We start from the raw sequence: 25,683 nt of genomic DNA, 5'->3' as shown, positions 1-25,683 counted from the left end.
TCCGTCGTGTCCCAGGCCGCCGCCACCCGCACTTTCGAGGTGCGGCACGTGCAGCTCGCGCGTGCGTTCTTCGCGGCCCTCGCGGCGGTCATGATCACCTTCACGCCGGATCACTCGGCGGCGGTCGGGCTCTCCGTCTTCAGCGGCTTCGCCATGGCGACCGGGATCGTCCTGCTGCTCGCGGCCTGGCTCGTCCGCCCCGGCGGGCGGCGCGCGCCGGCTGTCGCGCTCGGCGTGGTCACGATCCTCGCCGGCATGGTGGGGGGACTCGGCGGCATCCGCAGCATCACCCTCTTCTTCGTCCTCGTGATCGCGTGGGCCCTCCTCGCGGGGGTCGTCGAACTCGTCGCGGGCGTGCGCGCGCGCAGGCGCGGCGACGCCGCGGCCCGGGACGCCGTCTTCATCGGCGCACTGACGATCCTGCTGGCCGTCGGGCTGCTGCTCGTCAACCCCGCGTACAGCCTGGAGTACTTCATCAAGGAGGCCGGCGCGACGTTCGAGCTGACCGGCATCAGCATCGGCGTCGGCATCTTCGGGGCCTACGCCGCGATCGTCGCCGTGTTCCTCGGGATCGCCGGCTTCAGCCCGCGTCCCGCCGTCGCCACCGCGGACGACCTGACTGCTTCGGCAGGAGAGAGCGCATGACCGACCCACACCCCACCCGCCGCGACCTGCTCAAGCCGGTGCAGCTCATCGGCTTCGCCTTCATCGCCGCCGCCTTCGCGGGCGTCATCACCCTCGTGACGATGGGCTTCTTCCAGACCCTGACCGGCGACCAGCGCGCGCACGTCATCGTCGTCGCGCTCATCGTCGCCGGCATCGCGTTCATCGTGACCCTCGTCGGCATCGCGCTGCTGATCCTCGCCGTCGACCCGGCGGAGATGTCCAAGCCCGTCGACCGCCCTGTGCTGATGCGCAAGGACGACCGGCCGGCCGACCCCGACACGGGCGCCCCGCGCCCCTGACCGGCCGTCGCGGCGCCGGTGCGTCGCGCGGCCCCGTCGCGCCGCGCCGCATCCGCGCCGGCGAGGCCACCCGCCGGGCCCCCGCGCAGCGAACTGCAGGACCGGGCGTGACGGGTGGGGCCTGTGGGGCTCAGGCGCCACTTCGGCCACGGGTGATCCTGCGGTTTGCCACGCGCCGCGCCCGGCCGGCTGCCGGCGCGCGTCGGTGGATGCTGTGCTGCGGCGCCGTCGGTGCGCCCCCGCGCAGCGAACTGCAGGATCGGGCGTGACGGGTGGGGCCTGTGGGGCTCACGCGCCACTTCGGCCACGGGTCATCCTGCGGTTGGCCGCGCGCCGCGCCCGGCCGGCGGCCGGCGCCCGTGGGCGCATGCCGCGCCGCGGCGTCAGGCCAGTTCGTCGACCAGCGCGTCGGCGAGGCCCACGTACCCGGCGGGGGTGAGGGCCAGGAGGCGCTGCTTCGCGGCATCGCCGATGTCGAGGCCCTGCACGAACTCGGCGAGCTCGGGTCCGCCGACACGGCGGCCCCGAGTGAGGTCCTTCAGCAGGGCGTACGGGTCGGTGATCTGCGAGCGACCGGCGACGATCTCGGCGCGGACGACGGTCTGGATGGCCTCGGCGAGGACCTCCCAGTTGGCGTCGAGGTCGGCCAGCAGCACGTGGCGCGACAGCGAGATCTCGGTGAGGCCGCGCTGCAGGTTGTCCAGCGCCAGCAGCGAGTGCCCGAACGCGACGCCGATGTTGCGCTGCGTCGTGGAATCGGTGAGGTCGCGCTGCATGCGGCTCGTGACGAGCGTCGACGCCAGCGTCGCGAAGAGGCCGCCGGAGATCTCCAGGTTCGCCTCGGCGTTCTCGAAGCGGATGGGGTTGATCTTGTGCGGCATCGTCGACGACCCCGTCGCGCCGGCGACCGGGATCTGGGCGAAGAAGCCCATCGAGATGTAGGTCCAGATGTCCGTGGCCAGGTTGTGCAGGATGCCGCCGGCGTGCCGGACCCGGTCGTAGAGCTCGACCTGCCAGTCGTGCGACTCGATCTGCGTCGTCAGCACGTTGAAGCCGATGCCCAGGCTCTCGATGAAGCTGCGGGACAGCTCCGGCCAGTCGACGTCCGGGGCGGCGGCGAGGTGCGCCGACCACGTCCCGGTCGCGCCGGAGAACTTCGCGAGGTACTCCCCGCCCTCGATCTGCCTGGCGACGCGGTCGAGGCGCCACGCGAAGACGGCGAGCTCCTTGCCCATCGTCGACGGCGTCGCCGGCTGGCCGTGCGTGCGGGAGAGCATCGCGGCATCCCGGTGCTCGCGGGCGAGGTCGGCCAGCGCGGCGGTCACGGCGCGCAGCTTCGGCAGCCACACGTTCTCGACGGCGCGCTTGACCGTCAGGGCGTAGGAGGCCGAGTTGACGTCCTCGCTCGTGCACGCGAAGTGCGTCAGCTCCGCCACGGCATCCAGGCCGAGCGCACTCAGCCGGTCGCGGACGAGGTACTCGACCGCCTTGACGTCGTGCCGCGTCACGGCCTCCTTCTCGGCGAGCCAGTCGATGTCCGTCTGCCCGAAGTCGGTGTAGAGGGCCCGCAGTGCGGCCTTGTCGGCCGGCGACAAGGGCGACGAGCCGAACAGCGACCGATCGGTGAGGGCGATGATCCACTCGACCTCGACCTCGACGCGCGCGCGGTTCAGGCCCGCCTCGGAGAGGTAGTCGGCGAGGCCCGTGACCGCGGAGCGGTAGCGGCCGTCGAGCGGGCTGAGGGGCTGGGGAGGCAGAGAGGTCACGAGGCTCCGATCGGTGAAAACGGGCGCTCAGGACGTCGGACGGATGGCGGGTTCGAGCTGCCGGAAGAGCGCCCGGCTCGCACTCTCGATCATACCGAGCACCTCGTCGAACATCCCGGGCCCCGCGTAGTACGGGTCGGGGACGTCGAGCGAGCCGTCCGGCTGGGGGTCGAACGACAGCAGCAGCGCGAGCTTGTCGGTGTCGGCGGCCGACGGCGCCCAGCTGGCGAGGATGCGCTCGTGGGAGCGGTCGAGCGCGACGACGAGGTCGCTGCGCTGGAAGTCGTCGAGGGTGAACTGCCGGGCGCGGTGCTTCGATCCGTCGTAGCCGCGCCGCTGCAGCGCCTCGATCGTGCGGACGTCGGCGCGTTCCCCGACATGCCAATCCCCGGTGCCGGCGCTGCTGGAGTGCACGCGGTCGCCGAGTCCCGCCTGCTCCGCGAACCAGCGGAAGACGACCTCCGCCATGGGCGACCGGCAGATGTTCCCGGTGCACACGAACAGCACGCGGAAGGGCTCGGACGCAGGGGGCACGCTCCATATTGTGGCGAATACAGCGCCTTCTGCACAGGATGCCGTATTCCGGCGCTCCGCACGGCGCCGCGGCGGCCGCACCGCAGCCGCTCCCGCGCGGTCAGGATCGGCTCATGGACCTGCAGGCGGCGACCGCTCTCGCGTTCGCCTACGAGCGGCTCGCCGCCGCCGCCGCCGACGTCGACGACCTCCGGGCGCAGGCGCGCGCGCTCACGGCCGCGACCGCCTGGACGGCGCGCGCCGCCGAGGCGTACCGCGCGGCGCTGCAGGAGTGGAGCGACCGGCTCGACGCCCTCGCGGTCGGCATCGCCCTGTGCGAGAGCGAGCTCGCCGCCCGGATCCGCGGACTGGATGCCGGCCGATGAGCGATGACCTGGAGATCCGCAGCGGCGGCGTGATCGCCGTCGACACGGCCGACCTCCGGCACGCGGCGGGACGGCTGACGTCGCTCGCGTCGGCGGGGGACCGGGTCCACGCGGCCCTCGTCGGGGTGGCGCACCACCTCGCCATGCACGGGGTGTTCGCGTCCGTGCCGTGCGCTCTCGCGGACGAGGCCGCCGGCCGCGCCGCCGCGCTCGCCGCCGACCTGCGCACCCTCTCGCTCGTGTACGAGCTGGTCGAACTGGAGGCGCAGCGCGCCGCGGCGGAGGCCGGCGGCGACCCGGCCCGCGCGGCGCGTCTGGGCCGGGCGTACGCCGCCCGCCAGGCGGAGGCCGGCGACGCGGGCGCCGAGGCGATGCGGCTCCTGGACGGGTGGCGCGGCGAAGCGCACGCCGAGCTCGAGCGTCAGATCGCGCAGGCGCTGCAGCCGCTCGGCCCGCAGGGGTGGGGTGCGGCGTTCGCGCTGCCCCTGCTCCTCGCCCGGGTGCGCACGCTCGGCCGCGGATTCGTGCCGCGGGACGCGCGCCTCCGGGGCGAGCCGCAGCCCGTCACCGTGCCGGTCCTCCGGCGCGGCGCGGCGACCGCGCCGCATGCTCTCGCCGACATCGCCGCCCGGATGCCGGGTCACGGCGACGGCCGCATCCGTGTGGAGCGCTACGTCATGCCGGACGGGTCGCGCCAGTTCGCCGCCTACCTCGCCGGCACGCAGAGCGCGATGTCGGTGTCGGAGCCGTTCGACATGGCATCGAACCTCGACCTGTACGACGGAGCCCGCGCCGCCTCCTACGACGCCGTCGTCGCGGCCCTGCACGCGGCGGGGGCGCGGGATGGTGACACGGTGCACCTGGCCGGTCATTCGCAGGGCGGGATGATCGCCGAGCGGCTCGCGCTGGACGGGCAGTTCCGCGTCGCCACGGTCGTCACCTTCGGCTCGCCCGTGCAGGCCGATGTCCGGGGCGACACCCTGCAGGTCGCGCTGCGGCACACCGACGACCCGGTCGCGGCGCTGGCGGCCGGCGGCGCGCCGTACCCCACGGGCGCGCCCGGCAGCTTCGTCGCCGAGCGCGTCGCCGATCCCGGCGGCTCCGTCACCGACCTCGCCTTCGGCGCGCATCAGCTGGATGCCTACGCCGAGACCGCACGGCTCGTCGACGCCTCGGACGACCCGCGGGTGGATGCCGTGCGCGAGCGTCTCGCGGAGCTCGGCACCGCGACGTCGGTCACGGCCACGCTCTACGGCGCGGAACGCGGCTGGGTGCGCGCGCCCGGCCGCGCCGATCCGAACCCCGTCAGCGCTTCTTCTTCAGCTGCGGGCGGAGGATGATCCCGAGGATCCAGTTGATGAGCGAGATCACGATCGCGGCGACCACGCCGAGCCAGAACTCCTCGACGCGCAGCCCCCAGCTCCACCACAGCGTCAGCCAGGCGGTCAGCCACAGCAGGAAGCCGTTGATGACGACCGAGATGAGGCCCAGCGTCAGGATGTACAGCGGGAAGGCGACGATCTTGATGACCGTGCCGATCACCGTGTTGACGATCGCGAACACGGCGGCGACGGCGAGCAGCGTCAGGACGAGCTGCAGCGTCTCACCGGGCGCGAACGGCAGGACGTCGACCTTGAGCGGCTCGATGAGGGTGACGACCCAGATCGCGAAGGCGTTGATGACGACGCGGATGAGGAAGCGCATAGTGCGCTCAGTCTGGCACGCCGCATGGTTCGGGGGCACGGGTGTGCGGGAGACTCGTCAATAGACTCGTCGCGTGACCGACATCCCCGTCCGCATCCGTCCCGAGATCGCCGCCCTCCCGCCGTACCGGCAGGGCAAGCAGGCCGGCGAGGGGGTCTTCAAGCTGTCCAGCAACGAGAACCCGTTCGGGCCGCTGCCGGGCGTCGTCGCGGCCGTCGCCCGCGCGCAGGCCTTCAACCGGTATCCGGATGCCTCCTCCCCGCGCCTGAGCGCACGCATCGCCGAGCGGTACGGGGTCGCGCCGGACGCGGTGCACATCGGCGCGGGCTCGGTGTCGATCCTCTTCCAGCTCGCGCAGGCCACCTCCGGGCCCGCGGACGACATCGTGTTCTCCTGGCGCTCGTTCGAGGCCTACCCGAGCCTCGCGACGGTCGCCGGCGCCACCGCGACCACCGTGCCGAACACGCCCGACGGGCGCCACGACCTCGTCGCGATGGCCGCCGCCGTCACGGAGCGCACGGGCATGGTGCTCGTCTGCAGCCCCAACAACCCGACCGGTCCCATCGTGACGCAGGACGAGTTCGACGCGTTCCTGGCCGCGGTGCCGGCGAACGTCCTCGTGGTCCTCGATGAGGCGTACGCCGAGTTCGTCACCGACCCCGCCGCCGTCGACGGCCGCCGTGTGCTCGCCGCCGGCCACGACAACGTCATGGTCCTGCGCACGTTCTCGAAGGCGTACGGCCTCGCCGGTCTCCGCGTGGGCTACGCCGTCGGGCACCCCCGCATCCTCGACGCCGCCCGCTCGACCGGCATCCCGCTGTCGGTCACCGCCGCCGCCGAGGAGGCGGCGCTCGCGAGCCTCGACGCCGAGGAGGAGCTGCTCGAGCGCGTCCGCGTCATCGCCGACCGCCGCGACCGCCTCGTGCGGCTGCTCCGCGATGCCGGCTGGGACGTCCCCGACGCGCAGGGCAACTTCGTGTGGCTGCCCGCCGGAGACCGGGCGCTCGAGGTCGCCGCGGTCTTCGAGGCCGCCGACCTCATCGTCCGCCCGTTCGCCGGCGACGGCGTGCGCATCACGGTCGGCGAGGAGGAGTCGCTGGACCGGGTGGTCGAGGCGGCGCGCCGGAGCATCGCGTCGGAGTGACGGTCGCGCCCCCGCGTCGCCTGTGGACTCGGCACCGTGAATCCCGGCATCCGTTGTCGATGTCCTGCAGAAGACGCACCGGAGGGCACGTTAGCGTAGGACCGTGACCCCCTCTTTCGAGGCTCAGGCCGATGATCCCGCCCTCGTCCGCGTCCTCGCGGCCGACGGCACGTTCGCGCCCACCCCGGAGGCCGAGCGCCTCCTCCCGCTGATCGACGCGCTGAGCGACGACGACCTCCGCGGCCTCTACCGCGACATGGTTGTCGTCCGCGCCTTCGACCAGCAGGCGACGAACCTGCAGCGTCAGGGCCAGCTCGCGCTGTGGCCGCCGTCCTTCGGGCAGGAGGCCGCACAGGTGGGCTCCGCGCGGGCCGCGCGTCCGCAGGACCACCTCTTCCCGTCGTACCGCGAGCACGTCGTGTGCACGATCCGCGGCGTCGACCCCATCGACATCGTCCGGCTCATGCGCGGCCTCACGCACGGCGGATGGGACCCGACAGACCCGAAGAACGGCAACACGCACATCTACACGCTCGTGCTCGGCGCGCAGACGCTGCACGCCACGGGCGTCGGGATGGGGATGGTCTTCGACGGCCGCTGCGGCACGGGCGACCCGGAACAGGACGCCGCCGTCATGGTCTACTACGGCGACGGCGCGTCCAGTCAGGGCGACGTGCACGAGGCCATGGTCTTCGCGAACACCTACCGCACGCCGCAGGTGTTCTTCCTGCAGAACAACCACTGGGCGATCTCGGTGCCCGTCGCCACCCAGGCGCGTGCTCCGCTCTACCGCCGCGGTGAGGGCTACGGCATGCCGTCGCTGCGGGTGGACGGCAACGACGTGCTCGCCAGCTACGCCGTCACGAAGCTCGCGCTCGACGAGGCGCGCGCCGGCGAGGGCCCGCGCGCCATCGAGGCGCTCACGTACCGGATGGGCGCCCACACGACGAGCGACGACCCCACGAAGTACCGCACCTCCGACGAGGAGGCCTCATGGGCGCGCCGCGATCCCATCCAGCGGATGCGCGCGTATCTCGAGGGCCGCGGCGCGGCCTCGACCCTCTTCGCCGAGGTGGATGCCGAGGCCCGGGCCTACGCGGACGACGTCCGGGTGCGCACGAACGCGCTCGGCGACATCGACGCCGCGTCGATGTTCGCGCACGCGTACAGCGACGAGCACCCGCTCATCGATGCGCAGCGGCAGTGGCTCGCCGACTACGAGGCCGCGTTCGGGGAGGCCCAGGCATGAGCGATGTCCAGAACCTGCCGTTCGCGAAGGCCCTCAACGCCGGCCTCCGCGCCGCGATGGCCGCCGACGACCACGTCCTGCTCATGGGTGAGGACATCGGCCGCCTCGGCGGCGTCTTCCGCGTCACCGAGGGGCTGCAGGCGGAGTTCGGCGACCGTCGCGTCCTCGACACCCCGCTCGCCGAATCCGGCATCGTGGGCACGGCCATCGGGCTGGCGATGTCGGGCTTCCGGCCCGTCTGCGAGATCCAGTTCGACGGGTTCGTCTTCCCGGCGTTCGATCAGATCACCTCGCAGCTCGCGAAGATCACGAACCGCCACGAGGGCGCCTACCGGATGCCGGTGGTCATCCGCATCCCGTACGGCGGGCACATCGGTGCGGTCGAACACCACCAGGAGAGCCCCGAGGCGTACTTCGCGCACACCCCCGGCCTGCGGGTGGTGTCCCCCTCGACGCCCAACGACGCGTACTGGATGATCCAGGACGCCATCACCTCGCCCGACCCCGTGATCTTCCTGGAGCCGAAGGCGAAGTACTGGATCAAGGGCGAAGTGGACACCGCCGACCGGGCGCTGCCCCTGCACGCCTCGCGCGTCGTCCGCCGCGGCACCGACATCACGCTGGTCGGTCACGGCGCCATGGTCACGACGCTCCTGCAGGCCGCCGCGCTGGCCGAGTCGGAGGGCACGAGCTGCGAGGTCATCGACCTGCGCTCCCTCTCGCCCATCGACTACGGGCCGATCCTGGACTCCGTGCGCCGCACGGGCCGCATGGTCTACGCGCAGGAGGCCCCAGGCTTCACCTCCGTCGGGTCGGAGGTCGCTGCGACCGTCATGGAGAAGGCGTTCTTCGCCCTGGAATCCCCCGTCCTCCGGGTCTCCGGCTTCGACGTGCCGTTCCCGCCGGCCAAGCTCGAGGGCACGTACCTCCCCGACCCCGACCGCATCCTCGAAGCCGTCGACCGCGCACTGGCGTACTGACGCAGACTGATTTGGAGCACCGATGAGCACGCAGACCTTCCATCTGCCGGATGTCGGCGAAGGCCTCACCGAGGCGGAGATCGTGCAGTGGCGCGTCTCCCCCGGCGACGCCGTCGCCGTCAACGACGTGCTCGTCGAGATCGAGACCGCCAAGTCGCTCGTCGAGCTGCCGTCGCCGTTCGAGGGAACGGTCGGCGAGCTCCTCGCCGCGGAGGGCGACACCGTGACGGTGGGTGCCGCGATCATCACGATCGCGGGCGCCGCCGCCGAGCCGGACGCGTCTGCAGGCCTGTCGGAGCACGGCGAGAAGGCCGCCGAACCCGAGGACGGCGGCGCGGTCCTCGTCGGCTACGGCACCGGCGGGCACGTGCAGTCGCGGCGGCGCAAGCCCGCCGAGCGTCCGGTGAAGGCGTCGGTCGGCGTCGTCGCCAAGCCGCCCATCCGCAAGCTCGCCCGCGACCTCGACGTCGACCTCACGCAGGTCGTCCCCTCCGGCCCCGCCGGGGAGGTCACCCGCGATGACGTCGTCAAGCACGCCTCGCAGGCCTCGGTGTTCCGCAACATCGCGACGCCCGAGGCGCCCGAGGTCCGCGAGCAGTCCATCCCGGTGGCGCCGCAGGCCGCGTCCCGCCCGGCTCAGCCCGTCGCGGCACCGCCCGCCGCCGACCCGGAGCGCGAGGAGGCGATCCCCGTCAAGGGTGTCCGGAAGGCGATCGCGAGCGGCATGGTGCGCTCCGCCTACACGGCCCCGCACGTCTCGGTCTGGACCGACGTCGACGCGACCCGCACGATGGAACTCGTCAAGCGGCTGAAGGCGTCGCCGGACTTCGCCGACATCAAGGTCTCGCCGCTGCTCATCATGGCGCGCGCCGTCATCTGGGCGGTGCGCCGCACGCCCATGGTCAACGCCGCGTGGATCGACAACGAGGACGGATCCGCGGAGATCCGCGTCCGCAACTACGTCAACCTCGGCATCGCCGCCGCGACGCCGCGGGGTCTGCTGGTCCCGAACATCAAGGATGCGCAGGACCTCAACATGCAGGGTCTCGCCCGCGCGCTCGAGAAGCTCACGCTCACGGCGCGCGAGGGCAGGTCCACCCCCGCCGACCAGCAGGGCGGCACGATCACCATCACCAACATCGGGGTCTTCGGGATGGATGCCGGCACGCCGATCATCAACCCCGGCGAATCCGGCATCATCGCGATGGGGACGATCCGGCAGAAGCCCTGGGTCGTCGACGGCGAGGTGCGCCCCCGCTTCGTCACGACCGTGTCGGGGTCGTTCGACCACCGTGTCATCGACGGTGACGGCGTGAGCCGGTTCGTCGCCGACATCGCCTCGATCCTCGAGGAGCCCGCGCTGCTGCTGGACTGAGCGCCGCCGCAGGCATCCCGTTGATTTGAGAATGGTTATCAATAGCACGTAGGCTGGAGGCATGCGCCGCTCCGCCCCCGTCCTCTCGCTGGTCGCCGCCTCCGGGCTGCTCCTCGCCGGATGCTCCGCCGCGGGCACCGAGGACGACGGCATCCGGGTCGTCGCGTCCACGTCGGTGTACGGCCAGATCGCCGAGGCGATCGGGGGCGACATGATCGAGGTGACCTCCCTCATCTCCTCCGTCGCACAGGACCCGCACGCGTACGAGGCTCCCGCCCGCGACCAGCTGACCATCTCCCGCGCCGACCTCGTCATCCGCAACGGCGGGGGCTACGACGCCTTCGTCGACGGGCTCATCGAGGCGAGCGATGCGGATGCCGTCGTGCTGACGGCCGTGGAGTTCTCGCACGCCTACCCGGGCAACGACGGCCACAGTGTCACAGAGGAGAGCCGCGAGGCCGACCACGATCACGACAGCGCCGCCGCCCACGACCACATCGAGGGCTTCAACGAGCATGTCTGGTACGACCCGGATGCCATGGCGCACCTCGCCGCGGACATCGCCCACGAGCTGAGCGAGCTGGACGCGGCCCACGCCGGCGACTACGCCGCCAACCTCGCCGACTTCCAGTCCGGCATCGAGGAGATCACGGGCGACCTCGCCGCCGTCGCGGCCGCGCACGCGGGCGACCGCGTCTTCGTCACCGAACCCGTTCCGCTGTACCTGGTCGAGGCGGCGGGTCTCGTCGACGCCGCGCCCGCCGCGTTCAGCGAGGCCGTCGAGGAGGGGCAGGACGTCCCGCCGGCGACGCTGCTCGAGGCGCGCGACATGCTCGACACTGGCGAGGTGCGTGCGGTCCTCGCCAACGCGCAGACCGGCGGGGCCGAGACCGGCGAGGTCCTGCGCTGGGCGGCCGCCGACGGCATCCCGGTCGTGGAGTTCACCGAACTCGTCCCCGAGGGCGAGACCTACCTCGGCTGGATGCGGGCGAACATCGCCGATCTCGCCGGTACGCTGACCCGGTGACCTCGCCCGCCGACCCCGCGCTGCAGAATCCGCTGCAGATCCGCGGCGCCGCCCTCCGGCGCGGCGACCGGGAGCTGTGGAGCGGTCTCGACCTCGACGTCGCTCCCGGCGAGCTCATCGCCGTGCTCGGACCGAGCGGCTCCGGCAAGACCACGCTGCTCCGCGCCATCCTGGGCCTGGAGCCGCTCAGCGAGGGCACCATCACGGCGCTCGGCGAACCGGTGCGCCGGCGCGGCAACCGCCGGATCGGGTACCTGCCGCAGGCGCGTCCCCTCCCGCGGGACACCTCCATCCGCGGGCGCGAGCTCGTCGGACTCGGCGTCGACGGCCACCGCTTCGGTCTGCCGCTGCGCCGCCGCGGGGACCGGGCCCGCGTCGACGCGCTGATCGACGCCGTGGACGCGGGCCACTTCGCCGGCGAGCCGGTCGGCGTGCTCTCCGGCGGCGAGCAGCAGCGGCTGCGCGTCGGGCAGGCGCTCGCCGACGACCCCCGCCTGCTGCTGTGCGACGAGCCGCTCACGAGTCTCGACCTCGCGAACCAGCAGGCCGTCGTGCGGCTCATCGACGCGCACCGGAAGACCGGGGCCGGCGTGCTCCTCGTCACCCACGACATCAACCCGGTGCTCGGGAAGGTCGACCGCATCCTGTACCTCGCGAACGGCCGCTTCACTCTCGGGAAGCCGAAGGACGTGCTGACCTCACCCGTCCTCAGCGACCTCTACGGCGCCCCCGTCTTCGTGCTGCGCGCCGGCGACCGGCTCGTCGTGGTCGGCGCCCCCGACGCCGAGGAGTCGCACCACCACCACGAGGGGCACCAGTGAACTGGGCGGACGTCGGGGACGCCATGTTCGGCGGCCTCGCGGACTACGGCGACATCCTCGCGCTCGTGTCGAACTCGGTGTGGGCCGGCGCGATCCTCGGGCTCGTCGGCGGGCTCATCGGCGTCTTCGTGATCCAGCGCGACATGGCCTTCGCAGTGCACGGCATCAGCGAGCTGTCCTTCGCCGGTGCCGCCGCGGCGCTGCTGGTCGGGGCGGACGTCGTGACGGGGTCGATCGTCGGGTCGCTCGTGGCCGCCGGTCTCATCGGGTGGCTGGGGGCGCGGGCCCGGGAGCGCAACTCCATCGTCGGCGTGCTCATGTCGTTCGGGCTGGGTCTCGGCATCCTCTTCCTCTCGCTCTACAACGGTCGCAGCGCCAACCGCTTCAGCCTGCTGACGGGTCAGATCGTGTCGGTGCAGTCCGCGCAGCTCGGCTGGCTCATCGGGATCTCCGCCTTCGTGCTCATCGCGCTGCTGCTCATCTGGCGTCCGCTGCGGTTCGACTCCCTCGACCCGCAGTCCGCCGCCGCCCGCGGCGTGCCCACCGTCGCGGTCTCGCTCGGCTTCATGCTGCTGCTGGGCCTCGCGGTCGCCGTCGCGGTGCACATCATCGGCGCGCTCCTCGTGATGGCGCTCGTCGTCACGCCCGCCGCCGCGGCCGTGCGGGTCGCGTCGGGAGCCGTCGCGGTGCCGCTCCTGTCGGCGCTGTTCGGCATCGTCGCGGCGGTCGGCGGCATCCTGCTCGCCATCATGGGGACCCTGCCCGTGAGCCCCTACATCACCACCATCTCCTTCGTGATCTACCTCGTCTGCCGCGTCATCGGTGCGCGGCGCGGGCGGGTCACGACGGCGCGATGAGGGCTTCCGCACGGGGAGCCCGGAAGCCCCGCGGGTAGACTCCGGCCATGGCCCAGCGCAACACCTGGCAGCGCGATCGCGTGCGCGCGGCGCTCTCCGGCTCCCCCGGATTCGTGTCCGCGCAGGACCTGCACGCCTCCCTCCGCGACGACAACACCGGCATCGGTCTCGCCACCGTCTACCGCACCCTCGCCTCCCTCGCCGCCTCCGGCGAGGCCGACCAGCTGCAGAGCCCCGAGGGCGAGGCGATCTACCGCGCCTGCTCGAGCGAGGGCCACCACCACCACCTCATCTGCCGCAGCTGCGGCACGACCGTGGAGATCCAGGCCACCGACGTCGAGACGTGGGCGCAGCGGACGGCGGCAGCGCACGGCTTCACCCGGGCAGAGCACGTCGTCGACATCTTCGGGCTGTGCGCGGCCTGCTCGGAAGCGGCGCGGTGACCAGCACCCGGACGGCCCCCGCGCGGGTGCTGCCCTGGGCAGCCCTCGGCGCGGGCGTCGCCGTGATCGCGGCGCTGCTCGCTCTCGCGCTGATCTCCCCGGCACCGCTGCTGCCGACCCGCGCGCAGGACGCCCTGACCCTCTCCATCAGCGTGCTCATCGAGTCGCTGCCGTTCGTGCTGCTCGGCGTCATCCTCTCGATCGTCGTGCAGGTGTGGGTGCCGCCGGACGTCATCGAACGCTGGATGCCGCGGCGCGCCTGGTCCCGCCGGGCCGTGCTGTCGCTCCTCGGGATGCTGATCCCGGTCTGCGAGTGCGGCAACGTCCCGTTCGCCCGCGGCCTCATGATGCGGGGGTTCACGGTCCCCGAGACGCTGACGTTCCTCATCGCCGCGCCGATCGTCAACCCGATCGTGATCATCACGACCCACCAGGCGTTCGGCTTCGACGACGGCATCCTCATCGCCCGCCTCCTCGGCGGGTATGCCGTCGCCAACCTCATCGGCTGGCTGTACAGCCGTCACCCCGACCCCGACGGCCTCGTCACCGACCGGTTCCGCGCCGCGTGCGAGATCGTCGAGACCGAGTCGGGCGGTCGCGGGCGGCGCAGCCTCGCCCAGTTCGTCGTCGAGCTGCGCGCCGTCATGCCCGCGCTCGTGATCGGCTCCGCGCTCGCCGGCGCCGTGCAGGTGCTCGTCCCGCGCGACCTGCTCCTCGCGATCGGGTCGAATCCGGCGCTGTCGATCGTCGCGATGATCGCGCTCGCGATGGTCGTGTCGATCTGCTCGAACGTCGACGCGTTCTTCGCCCTGTCGTTCGCATCCACGTTCACACCGGGCTCGATCGTCGCGTTCCTGATCGTGGGCCCGCTCGTCGACGTGAAGATGCTCGCGTTGCTGCGGACGACCTTCCGCACGCGCGTGCTCGTGGGACTCGTCGTGGTCGTCGTGCTGAGCGCGGTCGCGCTCGGCGGGGTGGTGAACCTCCTTGCCTAGGCTCCTCGGGACGCGCCTGCTCGGTGTGGGGCTCACCGCCGCCCTCGCCGCCGTCACGCTCGCCCTCGCCGTCACGGATCGGCTCGGGCTCTACATCAACCCCGACTCGACCTGGTTCGCCGTCTCGATGGCGGTGCTGGCGCTGGCCGGCGCCGTGCTCAGCTTCGCCCTGCCGCTCGGCGAGGAAGCCGACCACGGCCACGGGCACGGCGAAGACCACGGGCACGCCGACCACGCCGACGGAGCCGACGCGCCGGGCGGGATCACGCCGGGCGGGATCGCGGTGCTCACCGGCGGCATCCTCGCGACCGGTCTCGTCGGCGCCATCGTCCTCGTCCCGCCCGCGACGCTCTCCGCCGAGCTCGCGATGTCGCGCGACACCGGCACGGCGCCCCTCTTCCAGGGCGCCGACAACGTCGCGCTCGCCGCGACCGGCGACACGGCGTCGTTCGGCGTCGGCGAGTGGGCGAGCGTCTTCGCGACCGCGACGAACCCCGATGCCTTCGACGGCGACGAGATCACGCTCACCGGCTTCGTCACGCCGGGCGAGGACGGCTTCGACCTCACCCGGCTCGTCATCACGCACTGCGTCATCGACGCCCAGCCCGCCCGCATCCCGATCGCTGCGGCGGACGCACCGGAGACGGGCGAATGGGTCACCGTGACCGGCACCATCCGCGACGTCGAGGGGCGCCTGCAGGTGCAGGCCACCTCGGTGGACGTCGTGGCGGAGCCCGAGGACCCGTATGAGTACTGACCCGCCGACGCGTCGCTCCCAGGCGCGGCAGCGGCGCAGCCGCGCCTTCACGACGAGCTTCGCGGTCGTCATCGGGGTGCTCGCCGCCGTCGGCCTCGGCGGCGCCGCTCTCACGACGGCGCAGGGTCCGCGCATCACGCAGGTGCAGATCGACGCGGAGGCCGCGGTCGCGGCCTCCGGGTCCCGCATCCTCTTCACGACGACCCAGTCGCTCGCCGAGGTCACGGCCGAGCAGGTCACCGTCTCGCCGGCCGCCGACTTCACGGTCGACACCGCCGGCCGCACGGTCGGCGTGCGGTTCGCACTGCCGCTGTGGGATGCCACGGAGTACACCGTGACGATCTCCGACGTCGCCGGCATCGGCGGGGGACCGGCGGCGACGATCACGGAGACCTTCACGACCCCGCCGCTGGAGGTCTACCTCCTGCAGCGCGGCGAGGGGGAGGACACCGTCTTCCGCACCGGGCTGGCCGGAGACGCCGCCGTCCCGGTGTTCACCGCGCCGCACATCGAGGACTTCCGCGCCACGTCCGGGCACCTCGTCATCGCGACGCGCGACGACGAGGACCTCTCCGAGCTCATCGTGACGGCGCTGGACGGCTCGGACCCGCGCACGCTGCCGCTGCCCGGCGACGGCATGGTCACCAACCTGCAGAGCGCCGACCGCGGCGACCTCATCGGCTACACGTTCACGGATGCCGACATCGGCCCCAACGGGGGACGCGAGAGCGTGCTGCACACGGCCTCGCTCGGCGCGGGCCGCGCGGACGACGACCCCACGCCCATCACGATCGAGGGCGGGGATTACCGCGTCGAGGACTGGCGGTTCGTGCCGGGGACCGACAGCGTCCTGCTGCTCACCTTCGACGGCGCGCTCACCCTCGCCTCGGCGGCCGGCGGCGAGCCGGTCGCGCTCGGCAACGCCGTCGTCATCCACGGGATCGCGCGCGGATCGACGCAGGCGCTCGTCGAGCGCATCGACGGCCTCGCGCGCATCGACCTCGCGACCGCGGACGAGGAGCCGCTGGCGGGCACGGCGCCCGACCTCGGGCAGCCGGGCGCCGTCACACCCCTGCCCGGAGGGACCGGGGAGACCCTGCGCGTGCTCGCGCACCTCGACGGCTTCACCGTGATCTCCACCGACGTCGCCGTGGTGGATGCCGACGGCTCCGCGCGCACCGTGTTCACGGTGCCGCCGGAGGACACGCTGCTGCAGACCTGCGTCTCGCCGAGCGGGCGGTACGCGGCGCTGCTGGTGGCCCCCGACATGGTCGACAATCCGTACGACGGCTACGCCCTGCCGCTGCCGACCCGGCTCGAGACCCATGTCATCGCGCTCGCCGGGGACGCCCCGGACAACGAGATCGTGGCGCTCTCGGGATTCGACATCTCGTGGTGCCAGAACGCGACGCGCGGATGATCCCCGCCACCCGTGACGCCCTCACCGCGCTGCCCCTCGAGGTGGCGCCGCGCCTCCTCGGCGGGATCCTGCGCGTCACGGTGGACGGCGTCACGGTCGCCGTGCGGCTGACCGAGGTCGAGGCGTACCACGGCCTCGGCACCGGCGACGTGGCCGACCCCGGTTCGCATGCCCGCAGCGGACCCACGGCGCGGAACGCGACGATGTGGGGCGAGCCCGGGCACCTGTACGTCTACCTGAGCCACGGCATCCACTCGTGCGTCAACGTCGTCTGCGGACCCGAGGGACAGGCCGGCGGAATCCTGCTGCGCGGCGGAGAGGTGATCGAGGGGGTGGATGCCGCGTTCACGCGGCGCCGGGCGGCCCGCACCGCGCGCGACCTCGCCCGGGGACCCGGACGGCTCGGCGACGCCATCGGCCTCCGGCATCCGCGCCATGACGGGATCGACGCCGTGACGGGCGCCCCGCGGGCGGGCGCGACGGCGCACCTGCTCCTGCCCGAGGAGACCGCGCCGGTGGTCGAGACGGGCCCGCGCGTCGGGGTCGCGGGCGTGGCCGGCACGGCGGCGTTCCCGTGGCGATTCTGGCTGCCGGGCGAACCGACCGTGTCGTCGTTCCGGTGGGGGCGTGGGGCAGGTCCATCGCCGGCTACGCCGTAGCCCGTCGCGCCGTCACGTGCGCTGCACCTTCTTGCGCAGGCGAATGGGGGACGTCGTGACGGCGCGCCATCGCATCGAAGCGTCGAACCAGACCGGTGCCATGACTTCGGGGACGCCCTGATTCATCCTGATCCGCCATCCGATGCGGTCGAGGAATCGGTGGTGGTACCAGCAGAGGAGGACGCCGTTGTCCGTGTGCGTCGCGCCGCCGTGGGCGTGCTCGGTGACGTGGTGGATCTCGCACCAGCCCGCGGGCACGCCGCCTCCGGGGATGATGCAGCCGCCGTCGCGGAGGGCGATCGCGCGTCGCTGGTGCCGGTTGAACACGCGCTCCTCGGTGCCGATGCGGACGATCCGTCCGTTCTCACCGCTGGTGACGCGCTGGATGCGTCCGGAGCACGCGATGTGCCGGGCGACGGTCATGGAGACCGGCTCCGCACATCCCTGCGCGTGCGCGTAGCCGGTGTCGCCGGCGAGGTCCGCGGCCGCGACCGACACGACGAGGGTCGGTGCGTGCCCGCCCAGCGTCGGCAGCAGGCCGCTGGATGCTGCGACACCGAGCGCGGCCGCGAGCGCGTCGTGCTGCTTCTGGGGGGGCGGGTGCGGTCATCGTGCGGGAGGAGCGGAACGTCTTCGCCGGCCGGGGTGAACGACACCTTCGGGGAGAGCTGTGCGTCGAAGATCGTCTGCAGCTGCGCGGCGACCTCGGGCAGCAGCATCCCGCGGACCGGCACGCCGGCGGGCGTGGCGACACCGAGGACGAGGGCACGTGTGCGGATCGCCGCGCGCTCGCGGGGCTCGGCGCCGTCCTGGTCCAGCGCGACAGCCCAGGTCTGCGCATGGATCTTCAGCAGTTCCGCGCATGCCGGCGGCGCGCCGTCCGGACCCTCGCCGCGCGCTTCGGCGACGACGATGTCCGCGGCGCCCCGCCGTGCTGCGGCGGTGACCCGAGGGGCCGTCGCCTGGAGGGGGTCGGTGATCGCGAGGATCCCGTCGATGCCGACCAGGCCCTCGAGTGCCGCCGACCGCACCGACGGGAAGGCGGCGTCGAGCGCCTCGCCGGTCGTCTCCGACACCGCAGGCCGCACGGCTCGGGCCGCCCGCTGCACGCGCGTCGCGGCTTGGGGCGCGAGCCGCGTGATCTTCTGGACGAGCTCGGTGACGTCCCGGCATCCGAAGCGGGAGGTCATCCGCTCCTCGCGCACCGGGGCTTCCGAGCGGCGCATCACCTCGCCGACCGCATCGACCAGCAGGGCGTCGACCAGGCGGCCGAGTTCCGCGATTCTGCCCAGCTGCAGCGCGAGCTCCGCCTCACCGGCACGTTCGAACGCCCTGGACGACGCCGCAGCCCGCACCAGATCCGCAGCCTGCGGGAGCAGGTTCTGCAAGGGTGCGGCGAGGAGGTCCATAGCCGCATTCTGCGCCGGGGGTCCGACATCCAGAGTCGGAAAAGCGCTGGTCCGGAGGGGAATGCGGTGGCCGTCGGATGAGACTTCTCTCACCTGATGCGGAGGCCCTGCCGGGGCCGGGATCTGCGCCGTGCTAGACTGACTCTTTGTCTGCGCGCACTCCAGCACGCAGTTCGTATCCCCCTCCTGATTCCGGCCACCCGGTCGTGCGCAGGCGTGGGGTGCAGACAAGGGATCTTGGGTGGCACCGTCCGGTGTCACGGTACTAAGGAGAAATCACTATGGCAGCAGTGTGCCAGGTGACCGGAGCTGTTCCCGGCTTCGGTCACGCCATCTCGCACTCGCACCGCCGGACGAAGCGCCGCTTCGACCCGAACGTGCAGAAGAAGACCTACTTCGTTCCCTCGCTCGGTCGCAAGATCACGCTGAACGTGTCGGCTAAGGGCATGAAGGTCATCGACGTCCGCGGCATCGAGTCGGTCGTCAAGGACCTCCTCGCGAAGGGTGTGAAGCTCTAATGGCGAAGAAGGCTCAGGACGTCCGTCCGATCATCAAGCTGCGGTCCACCGCCGGCACGGGGTACACCTACGTGACGCGCAAGAACCGTCGCAACAACCCCGACCGCATCGTGCTGAAGAAGTACGACCCGGTGATCCGCAAGCACGTCGAATTCCGAGAGGAGCGCTGATCTCATGGCCAAGAAGAGCAAGATCGCGCGCAACCACCAGCGCGAAGAGGTCGTCGCCCGCTACGCCGAGAAGCGTGCCGAGCTGAAGAAGACCCTCGTGGACCCGAACGCGACCGACGAGGCCCGCGAGGCCGCCCGCGTCGGCCTGCAGAAGCTGCCGCGCAACGCGTCGCCGGTGCGCCTGCGCAACCGCGACGCCATCGACGGCCGCCCGCGCGGCCACCTGTCGAAGTTCGGCATCTCGCGTGTCCGCTTCCGCGACATGGCGCACCGGGGCGAGCTGCCCGGCGTGACCAAGTCGAGCTGGTAAGCACCCCTCGCATCGAAGGCCCGGATCCCCGCAGGGGGTCCGGGCCTTCTGCTGTGCCGGGTGAGAGGCGGGTCGTCGAGACCTCATTCGTCACATTCGCCCCATCCTTCCCGCGACACGCCGGGGAAACCGCCCTCAGAGGGCCGGAAATCCGCGGAATGTCGCGGTTCGTGGGTATATTCGGGACCGGTCCATCCGACCAACCGGGCGCGCGCCGTCCGGTCCGAAGTAATCAAGGCGGCACTCGTCGCCTCCTGGAGGACAACCCCATGGCCATCACCAAGACCGAGCTCGTTGCCAGCATCGCCAGCGCGACGGGCCAGAGCCAGTCCGCTGTCTCCGGCGTGCTCGACGCTCTGTTCTCGACCGTCTCCGACGCCGTCGCCAAGGGCGACAAGGTCACGATCCCCGGCTGGATCGCCTTCGAGCGCGTCGACACCGCCGCCCGCACGGGCCGCAACCCGCAGACGGGCGAGGAGATCAAGATCGCCGCCGGCAAGCGCGTCAAGGTCACCGCGGGCTCGAAGCTGAAGGCCGCCGTCAAGTAAGACGTCACCTGAAGAAGGGGGATGCCGTCCGGCATCCCCCTTCTGCTTGTCCGGGGCCCGGAATCCCGCGCGTAGGCTGGAACGGTGAACTCCCGTGCGCTCCGCTACGCCGGGCCGGCGATCCTCGCGGTGTCCGCGCTCGTGGCGCTCCTCGCCGGGCTCGCTTTCGGCGGCGGCGCGGCGCCGCTGCTCCTCGGCGACCCGGGGCCGGTCGTACGCTGGGGGCTCCCCGTCGCGACGCTCGTCGTGAACCTCTCCGCCGCCGGCGTGCTGGGATCGCTCGTCCTCGCCCTGTTCGCCCTCCGCGCGGGGGAGCGGCCGTTCGACACGGCCCTCGACGTCGCTTCCATCGCGGCGGCCGTCTTCACCGTGGCCGCGGGCGTCACGGCCTTCCTCACCTTCCTCAGCATCTTCAACCAGGCCCCGTCGGCGGACGCCCAGTTCGGCGCGCAGCTCGGGCGCTTCCTCGTCGACACGGAGCCCGGCCGGGCGTGGTCGCTCACGACCCTCGGCGGCGCGGTGCTGACGGTGCTCACCTTCGCCGTCCGCGGCTGGACGTCGACGGTGCTCGTCGCCGTGCTCGCCGTCGCGACGCTCATCCCCATGGCCACGCAGGGGCACTCCGGCGAGGAGGCGAACCACAACACCGCGGTCGTCGCGCTCGCGATCCACATCATCGGCGCCGCCGTCTGGCTGGGCGGCCTGGTGCTGCTCGTCGTCCTGCGACCGCGGATGCCGCGCGCAGCCCTGACCGACGTCCTGGGGCGCTACTCGAGCATCGCCCTCGCCGCCTTCGTCGTCGTGGCGCTGTCCGGCACGGCGCGGGCCGTGGCCGGCCTCGGCGCATGGGACGACCTGCTCTCCGCCTACGGCGCCCTCCTGTCCGTGAAGGTCCTCGCGCTGCTGGCGGTCGGCGTGCTGGGCGCCTGGTACCGCCGGCGCCTCATCGCGGGCATCGGGACGGATGCCGGGGCGCGGCGCTTCTGGAGCCTGATCGCCCTGGAGCTCGCGTTCATGGGCATCGCGAGCGGGGCGGCGGTCGCCCTCGCCCGCACGGCGCCCCCGACGGTCCTCTCGCTGCCGGCGTCGCCCTCGCCCGCCGAGGTGCTCACGGGTGCCCCTCTGCCGCCGGAACTCACCGTCGACCGCTGGTTCACGACGTGGGACATCGACGTGCTGTGGGCGTTCGCGGTCGGGTTCGGCGTCTTCTTCTACCTCGCGGGGGTCCGCCGTCTCCGCGCCCGCGGCGACGCCTGGCCGCTGTACCGCACCGTGCTGTGGCTGGTCGGGATGCTGCTGCTCCTGTGGGTCACGTGCGGCCCGATCAACGCGTACCAGGACTACCTGTTCAGCATCCACATGGTCGGCCACATGCTGCTCACCATGGCGATTCCGCTGTGCCTCGTGCCGGGCGCCCCCGTCACGCTCGCCGCCCGCGCCATCCGCAAGCGCGAAGACGACACGCGCGGCGGTCGCGAGTGGATCCTCTGGGCCGTGCACACGCCGTTCGCCAAGGTCGTGACGCATCCGCTCGTGGCCGCGGCCGTCTTCATCGGGTCGCTGTGGGTCTTCTACTACACGGACCTGTTCCGGTGGTCGCTCTACGACCACCTCGGTCATGAGTGGATGGTCGCCCACTTCCTCATCTCGGGGTATCTCTTCGTGCTGTCCCTCGTCGGCATCGACCCCGTGCCGCTCCGCTTCCCGCACCCGTTCCGGCTCGTCATGCTCATCGGGGTCATGGCGATGCACGCCTTCTTCGGCATCGCGATCATGATGTCCTCCGGGCTGTTCGTCGCGGAGTGGTTCGGCTCGATGGGCCGCACGTGGGGTGACACGCCGCTGCAGGATCAGTACGTCGGGGGCGGTGTCGCGTGGTCGATCGGCGAGATCCCGACCCTGATCCTCGCGATCGTCGTCGCCATCCAGTGGAGCAGGTCGGACGACCGGGCCCAGCGCCGCTCCGACCGGCACGCCGACCGCACGGGAGACGAGGAGCTCACCGCGTACAACGCGCGCCTGCAGGAACTCGCGGACCGCGAGGCCCGCGCGGCGCGCTGACCGAGGTCACTCGGCGGAGGAGACCTGGATCGACGCCGTCCCGTCGGGCAGGATCGTGACGGTCCCCTCGATGAAGAACGGCACGTCCTCCGAGCGCGGGAACACCGTGCCGTCCTCGATACGCCGGATGAGGACGTCCACGTGGGCGACGGCCTCCGTGCGGCGGATGACCCAGTTCGCGCCGTCCGGGGCCAGGGCGACCGTCGGCTGCTGCGTGATCGACCACGTGGGGAGATCGGCGATGCGGTTCTTCACGTCGATCCCGAACGGGCATCCGGTCGGCTGCAGCACCTGCTGCTCCGCGCATGCGGTGAGGAAGCCCTCCACCTTCTCCTGCACGACGTCGACGAAGTCGGGCGTCGGCTGGGTCTGCAGGTCGACGGGGACCTGGGCCTGCGGAGTGTCGGAGAGCACGGCGACGCCCTTGCTCACCGAGATCGGCGTGTCCACGGACAGCGCATAGAGCCCCGGGGAGAAGACCAGGAGCGGGATCGCGGCGAGCGGATCCGCATCCACCCCATCGGGGGACACCTGCCGCTTGTCGACCTCGAAGCCGTTGACCCGGAACTGCATCGCACCGCGCACCGTCAGGTCGATGACGGCGAGGGGGCTCTGCGCGAAGCGCCACGACGGCGCGACGCCGATCCACCCGTTCCGCTCGACCTGGAACGTGCTGGTGCCCTCGAACGGGCCGGACGAGTACGACACGGTGACGCTCGTGATGCCATCGCTCTCTTCGACCTCCTCCGCCGTGATGTCGGTCAGCGGGGCGAGCGCGTCGCGGCGGAGGAGCGCCTCCGACGCGTTGAGGGGAAGGCGGGAGGCGGTCAGGTCGGCGGAGTCGACCGGCACCCCCGGGATGGCGAGGGCATCGGCCGCCCGGCCCTGGCTGAGCAGGTCGAGGTAGCCGAGCACGAAGGCGGTCGGGCTGTACAGCTGCTGGTACAGGTAGGCGCCCGTGCCGGTCAGGGCGGCGGCCAGGAGCACGCCCACGAGGCCGAGGGCGGTGAGGTCGGCCGCGAGGCGGCGACGGCGACGGCGGTGGGCGGATGCCGTGCGCGCCGGGGCGGCAGAGGCACCCGGCGCGGGCGCGGGATCGGCGGGCGCGGGCGCGGGCGCGACGGCATCCGTCTCGGTCAGATCGCGCGTGCCGTCCACGTACCCAGTCTAGGAAGGCCCGGCTGATAGCTAGCATGGTTCCGGTGAGCACGCCGACCCTGTCACCCGAGCAGGAGGCGCTGTTCCGGCTCATCGAGGACACCCGCGAGCACGTCTTCGTGACGGGCCGCGCCGGCACCGGCAAGTCCACGCTGCTGCAGCATCTCGCGTGGAACACCCACAAGCAGATCGCCGTCTGCGCTCCGACCGGGGTCGCGGCGCTCAACGTCGAGGGCCAGACGATCCACTCGCTCTTCCGGCTCCCCATCGGCCTCATCGCGGACAGCGAGATCGAGCAGTCCGAGCCGGCACGCAAGATTATGAACGCGATCGACACGCTCGTCATCGACGAGATCTCGATGGTCAACGCCGACCTCATGGATGCCATCGACCGGTCGCTCCGGCAGGCGCGCCGCCGCCGGGCCGAGCCCTTCGGCGGCGTGCAGATCGTCATGTTCGGCGATCCGTACCAGCTGTCGCCGGTGCCGCCGCGCGGCGACGAGCTGCGCTACATCCAGGACCACTACCGGTCGTTCTGGTTCTTCGACGCGCAGGTGTGGGCCGGTCCCCGGGCCGATCGCGGCGCGATCCGCTCCGACGGGCTCCTCGACCTCGGGCGCGTCGGCGCGCCCCTGCACATCCGCGAGCTGCGCGACATCCACCGGCAGTCCGATCCGGCCTTCAAGGCGATGCTCAATGCCGTCCGGCACGGGATCGTGACGGCCGAGATCGCCGACGCGCTCAACACGATGGGGGCGCGCACCCCGCCCGAGCCGGTGGACGGCGAGCCGCCCATCATCACGCTCGCGACCCGCAACGACATCGTGAACCGCATCAACCAGCGGCACCTCGATGCCCTGACGGGGCCCGTGCAGACGGCGCGCGCCGAGATCAGCGGCGACTTCGGTCGCGGCGACACCTACCCCGCCGAGCCGGAGCTCCAGCTCAAGGTCGGTGCGCAGGTGATGTTCCTCCGCAACGACATCGCCGGATACAGCGGTGACGGCCCCCGCTGGGTGAACGGCTCGATCGGCACCGTGACCCGCATCGCGGGCGGGTCGGTGCGGGTCGAGCTCGACGGCGAGGAGCACGACGTCGAGCCGACCGTCTGGGAGAGGTTCCGCTACGCGTACGACCCGGGCTCCCGCAAGCTCACCCGCGACATCGTCGCCGAGTTCACCCAGTTCCCGCTGCGGCTCGCGTGGGCCGTGACGATCCACAAGTCGCAGGGCAAGACCTACGACCGCGCGATCGTGGATCTCGGGTCGGGGGCGTTCGCCCCGGGGCAGACCTATGTCGCCCTGTCCCGGCTCACGTCGCTCGAGGGCCTGTACCTGTCTCGTCCGCTCCGCCCGAGCGACATCCTGGTCGACCGCGACGTGCGCCGCTTCATGGCGGCCGTCCGGGCGGCCGCGGAGTGAGCGCAGAGCGGATCAGGCGACGCGTGCCGCCTTGTCGGCGAGCAGGTCCTCGAACAGCTCGGTGTTGAAGCGGTAGGCGAGAAGGACCTCCTCGATGATGCGCTCCTGCTCGTCGGCTTCCCAGGGCGCACGGTCCAGCAGCTCGCGATAGGCGTCCTTGAAGGCGCGGGGTCGGCGATGTCCGCGAAGAGGTAGAAGCGGACGCCGTCCTCGGCGAAGCCGAACTGCCGGGCGAGGATCCGCCCGATGAACTGACCGCCGGACAGGTCGCCGAGGTAGCGCGTGTAGTGGTGCGCGACAAGCCCGCCGGGCCACGTGGCGCCGACCTCTCGGATGCGGTCGACATAGCGCTGCGTCGCCGGCAACGGCGACACGGTGCCGCGCCACGCTGGCCCCAGGAGGTGGTCGAGGTCGGCCTCGATCGATGGGAGCCGGTCCAATTCGGGGCTCAGGAAAGGCGCGACGACGGCATCCGTCCGGAGGGTCGGCGCCGCCTCCTCGAGCGCCTCGTAGATGAACCAGTGCTGCACGACGAGCGCGGTGTAGTCGTCGAGGCTTCCGCGTTCGGCCATGAGATCCGTCATGAAACCTGCACCCTCGCTGCCCGAGTGGGCGGCGTGCGAGCGGTCGCGGATGGCGGCGGAGAAGGGGACGGGCTCGGTCATGCCCTTCAGCGTAGCGGAAAGTAAGGCTCAGCTAACCTGAAGCTTCACTCGTGGTCGCGGGGCGTGATCCCGAGACGCCGGCAGGCGTCGTCGTACAGCGCCACGATCTCGCGCCGCACCTCGCGGCGCTCGGAGATCGGGCCGGACGGCCACGGCACGCGGAGGACGTCCTCCCCGCCGTCCGCGGACGTGACGTGCCACTGGCCGGCATCCGCGTCGAAGGTCTGCATCGTGGCGGCGATCGGATCGGGGAGAGGGGAGAACGCGCGCGCGATCAGCAGATTGTCGTCGGCGTGGTCGCGGTTCATGTGTCCGAGGACGCCGGCGAGGGCGTCGTCGTCGAAGGGGGTCGGCATGCTTCG

The 25,683-nt window shown here is 72.1% G+C and carries 28 protein-coding genes and 2 pseudogenes; 22 read left to right on the top strand and 8 right to left on the bottom strand.

Annotated elements, in window-relative coordinates:
• Positions 1-6: 6 nt before the first annotated feature.
• Both MSA03_RS04830 and MSA03_RS04825 read left to right on the top strand, forming a co-directional pair.
• Positions 7-645, top strand: coding sequence for an acyl-CoA synthetase (locus MSA03_RS04830; protein WP_170245452.1), 639 nt, complete (start codon positions 7-9; stop codon positions 643-645).
• A complete protein-coding gene (locus MSA03_RS04825) occupies positions 642-965 on the top strand; it encodes an amino acid transporter (RefSeq protein ID WP_147049855.1) in 324 nt (107 codons plus the stop codon). Before MSA03_RS04830 ends, MSA03_RS04825 begins: the two co-directional genes overlap by 4 nt.
• A 383-nt stretch (positions 966-1,348) precedes the next feature.
• Here MSA03_RS04825 and purB read toward each other — a convergent pair whose 3' ends face one another.
• Both purB and MSA03_RS04815 read right to left on the bottom strand, forming a co-directional pair.
• Entirely contained in the window at positions 1,349-2,731 is a 1,383-nt protein-coding gene (purB, locus tag MSA03_RS04820; protein ID WP_147049854.1) for an adenylosuccinate lyase, read from the bottom strand.
• A gap of 27 nt (positions 2,732-2,758) precedes the next feature.
• Positions 2,759-3,265, bottom strand: a complete 507-nt coding sequence (locus MSA03_RS04815; protein WP_028496272.1) for a low molecular weight protein-tyrosine-phosphatase — start codon at positions 3,263-3,265, stop codon at positions 2,759-2,761.
• 113 nt (positions 3,266-3,378) lie between these two features.
• Between MSA03_RS04815 and MSA03_RS04810 the strand changes: the two genes are divergently transcribed.
• Positions 3,379-3,630: a hypothetical protein gene (locus tag MSA03_RS04810; RefSeq protein ID WP_147049853.1), complete on the top strand. Its 252-nt coding sequence runs from the start codon at positions 3,379-3,381 to the stop codon at positions 3,628-3,630.
• Positions 3,627-4,970 carry an alpha/beta hydrolase family protein gene (locus MSA03_RS04805; RefSeq protein WP_147049852.1) on the top strand — a complete coding sequence of 448 codons (1,344 nt, stop codon included), beginning with the start codon at positions 3,627-3,629 and terminating at the stop codon, positions 4,968-4,970. The genes MSA03_RS04810 and MSA03_RS04805 overlap by 4 nt, the downstream gene beginning before the upstream one ends.
• Here MSA03_RS04805 and MSA03_RS04800 read toward each other — a convergent pair.
• Positions 4,936-5,334: a phage holin family protein gene (locus MSA03_RS04800; RefSeq protein WP_147049851.1), complete on the bottom strand. Its 399-nt coding sequence runs from the start codon at positions 5,332-5,334 to the stop codon at positions 4,936-4,938. The genes MSA03_RS04805 and MSA03_RS04800 overlap by 35 nt on opposite strands.
• Positions 5,335-5,407: 73 nt before the next feature.
• Here MSA03_RS04800 and MSA03_RS04795 point away from each other — a divergent pair, with 73 nt between their 5' ends.
• From MSA03_RS04795 to MSA03_RS04740, 12 genes are all read left to right on the top strand, one after another.
• Positions 5,408-6,478 carry a histidinol-phosphate transaminase gene (locus tag MSA03_RS04795; protein WP_147049850.1) on the top strand — a complete coding sequence of 357 codons (1,071 nt, stop codon included), beginning with the start codon at positions 5,408-5,410 and terminating at the stop codon, positions 6,476-6,478.
• Positions 6,479-6,581: 103 nt separating this feature from the next.
• Positions 6,582-7,727 (top strand): thiamine pyrophosphate-dependent dehydrogenase E1 component subunit alpha, encoded by a 1,146-nt coding sequence (locus MSA03_RS04790; RefSeq protein WP_028496276.1) that lies wholly within the window; start codon positions 6,582-6,584, stop codon positions 7,725-7,727.
• Positions 7,724-8,707, top strand: coding sequence for an alpha-ketoacid dehydrogenase subunit beta (locus MSA03_RS04785; protein WP_147049849.1), 984 nt, complete (start codon positions 7,724-7,726; stop codon positions 8,705-8,707). The genes MSA03_RS04790 and MSA03_RS04785 overlap by 4 nt, the downstream gene beginning before the upstream one ends.
• 22 nt (positions 8,708-8,729) lie before the next feature.
• Positions 8,730-10,082, top strand: a complete 1,353-nt coding sequence (locus tag MSA03_RS04780) for a dihydrolipoamide acetyltransferase family protein (RefSeq protein ID WP_147049848.1) — start codon at positions 8,730-8,732, stop codon at positions 10,080-10,082.
• 61 nt (positions 10,083-10,143) lie between these two features.
• Positions 10,144-11,109: a metal ABC transporter substrate-binding protein gene (locus MSA03_RS04775; RefSeq protein ID WP_147049847.1), complete on the top strand. Its 966-nt coding sequence runs from the start codon at positions 10,144-10,146 to the stop codon at positions 11,107-11,109.
• On the top strand, positions 11,106-11,930 hold the full coding sequence (locus MSA03_RS04770; protein WP_244946323.1) for a metal ABC transporter ATP-binding protein: 825 nt from the start codon (positions 11,106-11,108) through the stop codon (positions 11,928-11,930). Before MSA03_RS04775 ends, MSA03_RS04770 begins: the two co-directional genes overlap by 4 nt.
• Entirely contained in the window at positions 11,927-12,787 is an 861-nt protein-coding gene (locus tag MSA03_RS04765; RefSeq protein ID WP_147049846.1) for a metal ABC transporter permease, read from the top strand. The genes MSA03_RS04770 and MSA03_RS04765 overlap by 4 nt, the downstream gene beginning before the upstream one ends.
• Before the next feature lie 47 nt (positions 12,788-12,834).
• Positions 12,835-13,230, top strand: a complete 396-nt coding sequence (locus MSA03_RS04760; protein WP_028496282.1) for a Fur family transcriptional regulator — start codon at positions 12,835-12,837, stop codon at positions 13,228-13,230.
• Positions 13,227-14,225: a permease gene (locus tag MSA03_RS04755; protein WP_244946322.1), complete on the top strand. Its 999-nt coding sequence runs from the start codon at positions 13,227-13,229 to the stop codon at positions 14,223-14,225. Before MSA03_RS04760 ends, MSA03_RS04755 begins: the two co-directional genes overlap by 4 nt.
• The gene (locus MSA03_RS04750) at positions 14,218-14,982 is read left to right on the top strand and encodes a TIGR03943 family putative permease subunit (protein WP_147049844.1); all 765 of its coding nucleotides are present in this window, start codon (positions 14,218-14,220) and stop codon (positions 14,980-14,982) included. Before MSA03_RS04755 ends, MSA03_RS04750 begins: the two co-directional genes overlap by 8 nt.
• Positions 14,972-16,402 carry a hypothetical protein gene (locus MSA03_RS04745; protein ID WP_147049843.1) on the top strand — a complete coding sequence of 477 codons (1,431 nt, stop codon included), beginning with the start codon at positions 14,972-14,974 and terminating at the stop codon, positions 16,400-16,402. Before MSA03_RS04750 ends, MSA03_RS04745 begins: the two co-directional genes overlap by 11 nt.
• Entirely contained in the window at positions 16,399-17,061 is a 663-nt protein-coding gene (locus MSA03_RS04740) for a DNA-3-methyladenine glycosylase (RefSeq protein ID WP_174799852.1), read from the top strand. Before MSA03_RS04745 ends, MSA03_RS04740 begins: the two co-directional genes overlap by 4 nt.
• Positions 17,062-17,073: 12 nt before the next feature.
• Here the strand turns inward: MSA03_RS04740 and MSA03_RS14535 are convergent, their stop codons facing one another.
• Entirely contained in the window at positions 17,074-17,319 is a 246-nt protein-coding gene (locus tag MSA03_RS14535; RefSeq protein ID WP_244946337.1) for an HNH endonuclease signature motif containing protein, read from the bottom strand.
• A gap of 87 nt (positions 17,320-17,406) precedes the next feature.
• Positions 17,407-17,601 (bottom strand): annotated as a pseudogene (locus tag MSA03_RS14530) (HNH endonuclease signature motif containing protein); the annotation flags it as partial.
• Between the two features lie 1,150 nt (positions 17,602-18,751).
• On the opposite strand from MSA03_RS14530, the gene rpmB reads away from it, so the two are divergent.
• The 5 genes from rpmB (at position 18,752) to MSA03_RS04705 (ending at position 22,077) form a co-directional block, all read left to right on the top strand.
• Positions 18,752-18,988, top strand: a complete 237-nt coding sequence (gene rpmB / locus MSA03_RS04725) for a 50S ribosomal protein L28 (RefSeq protein ID WP_028496287.1) — start codon at positions 18,752-18,754, stop codon at positions 18,986-18,988.
• Positions 18,988-19,158, top strand: coding sequence for a 50S ribosomal protein L33 (rpmG, locus tag MSA03_RS04720; protein WP_005051772.1), 171 nt, complete (start codon positions 18,988-18,990; stop codon positions 19,156-19,158). The genes rpmB and rpmG overlap by 1 nt, the downstream gene beginning before the upstream one ends.
• Before the next feature lie 4 nt (positions 19,159-19,162).
• Positions 19,163-19,468: a 30S ribosomal protein S14 gene (gene rpsN / locus MSA03_RS04715; protein ID WP_028496288.1), complete on the top strand. Its 306-nt coding sequence runs from the start codon at positions 19,163-19,165 to the stop codon at positions 19,466-19,468.
• A 269-nt stretch (positions 19,469-19,737) separates the two neighbouring features.
• Positions 19,738-20,016: an HU family DNA-binding protein gene (locus MSA03_RS04710; protein ID WP_028496289.1), complete on the top strand. Its 279-nt coding sequence runs from the start codon at positions 19,738-19,740 to the stop codon at positions 20,014-20,016.
• An 84-nt stretch (positions 20,017-20,100) separates the two neighbouring features.
• Positions 20,101-22,077 carry a bifunctional copper resistance protein CopD/cytochrome c oxidase assembly protein gene (locus MSA03_RS04705; protein WP_147049840.1) on the top strand — a complete coding sequence of 659 codons (1,977 nt, stop codon included), beginning with the start codon at positions 20,101-20,103 and terminating at the stop codon, positions 22,075-22,077.
• A 6-nt stretch (positions 22,078-22,083) separates the two neighbouring features.
• On the opposite strand, the gene MSA03_RS04700 is transcribed toward MSA03_RS04705, so the two are convergent.
• Positions 22,084-23,235 carry a hypothetical protein gene (locus tag MSA03_RS04700; protein ID WP_244946321.1) on the bottom strand — a complete coding sequence of 384 codons (1,152 nt, stop codon included), beginning with the start codon at positions 23,233-23,235 and terminating at the stop codon, positions 22,084-22,086.
• A 44-nt stretch (positions 23,236-23,279) separates the two neighbouring features.
• Between MSA03_RS04700 and MSA03_RS04695 the strand changes: the two genes are divergently transcribed.
• The gene (locus tag MSA03_RS04695; RefSeq protein WP_028496292.1) at positions 23,280-24,656 is read left to right on the top strand and encodes an ATP-dependent DNA helicase; all 1,377 of its coding nucleotides are present in this window, start codon (positions 23,280-23,282) and stop codon (positions 24,654-24,656) included.
• Positions 24,657-24,668: 12 nt separating this feature from the next.
• On the opposite strand, the pseudogene MSA03_RS04690 reads toward MSA03_RS04695, so the two are convergent.
• Positions 24,669-25,321, bottom strand: a pseudogene (locus MSA03_RS04690) (biliverdin-producing heme oxygenase).
• 44 nt (positions 25,322-25,365) lie between these two features.
• Positions 25,366-25,677 (bottom strand): DUF2470 domain-containing protein, encoded by a 312-nt coding sequence (locus MSA03_RS04685; protein ID WP_147049839.1) that lies wholly within the window; start codon positions 25,675-25,677, stop codon positions 25,366-25,368.
• Between the last annotated feature and the right edge of the window lie 6 nt (positions 25,678-25,683).

Origin of the sequence: Microbacterium saccharophilum, from assembly GCF_007992455.1 — a bacterium.
In the GTDB taxonomy this organism is placed as follows: domain Bacteria; phylum Actinomycetota; class Actinomycetes; order Actinomycetales; family Microbacteriaceae; genus Microbacterium; species Microbacterium saccharophilum.
The sequence above is the reverse complement of the archived record's forward strand: the minus strand, read 5'-3'. Positions and strand labels throughout refer to the sequence as shown.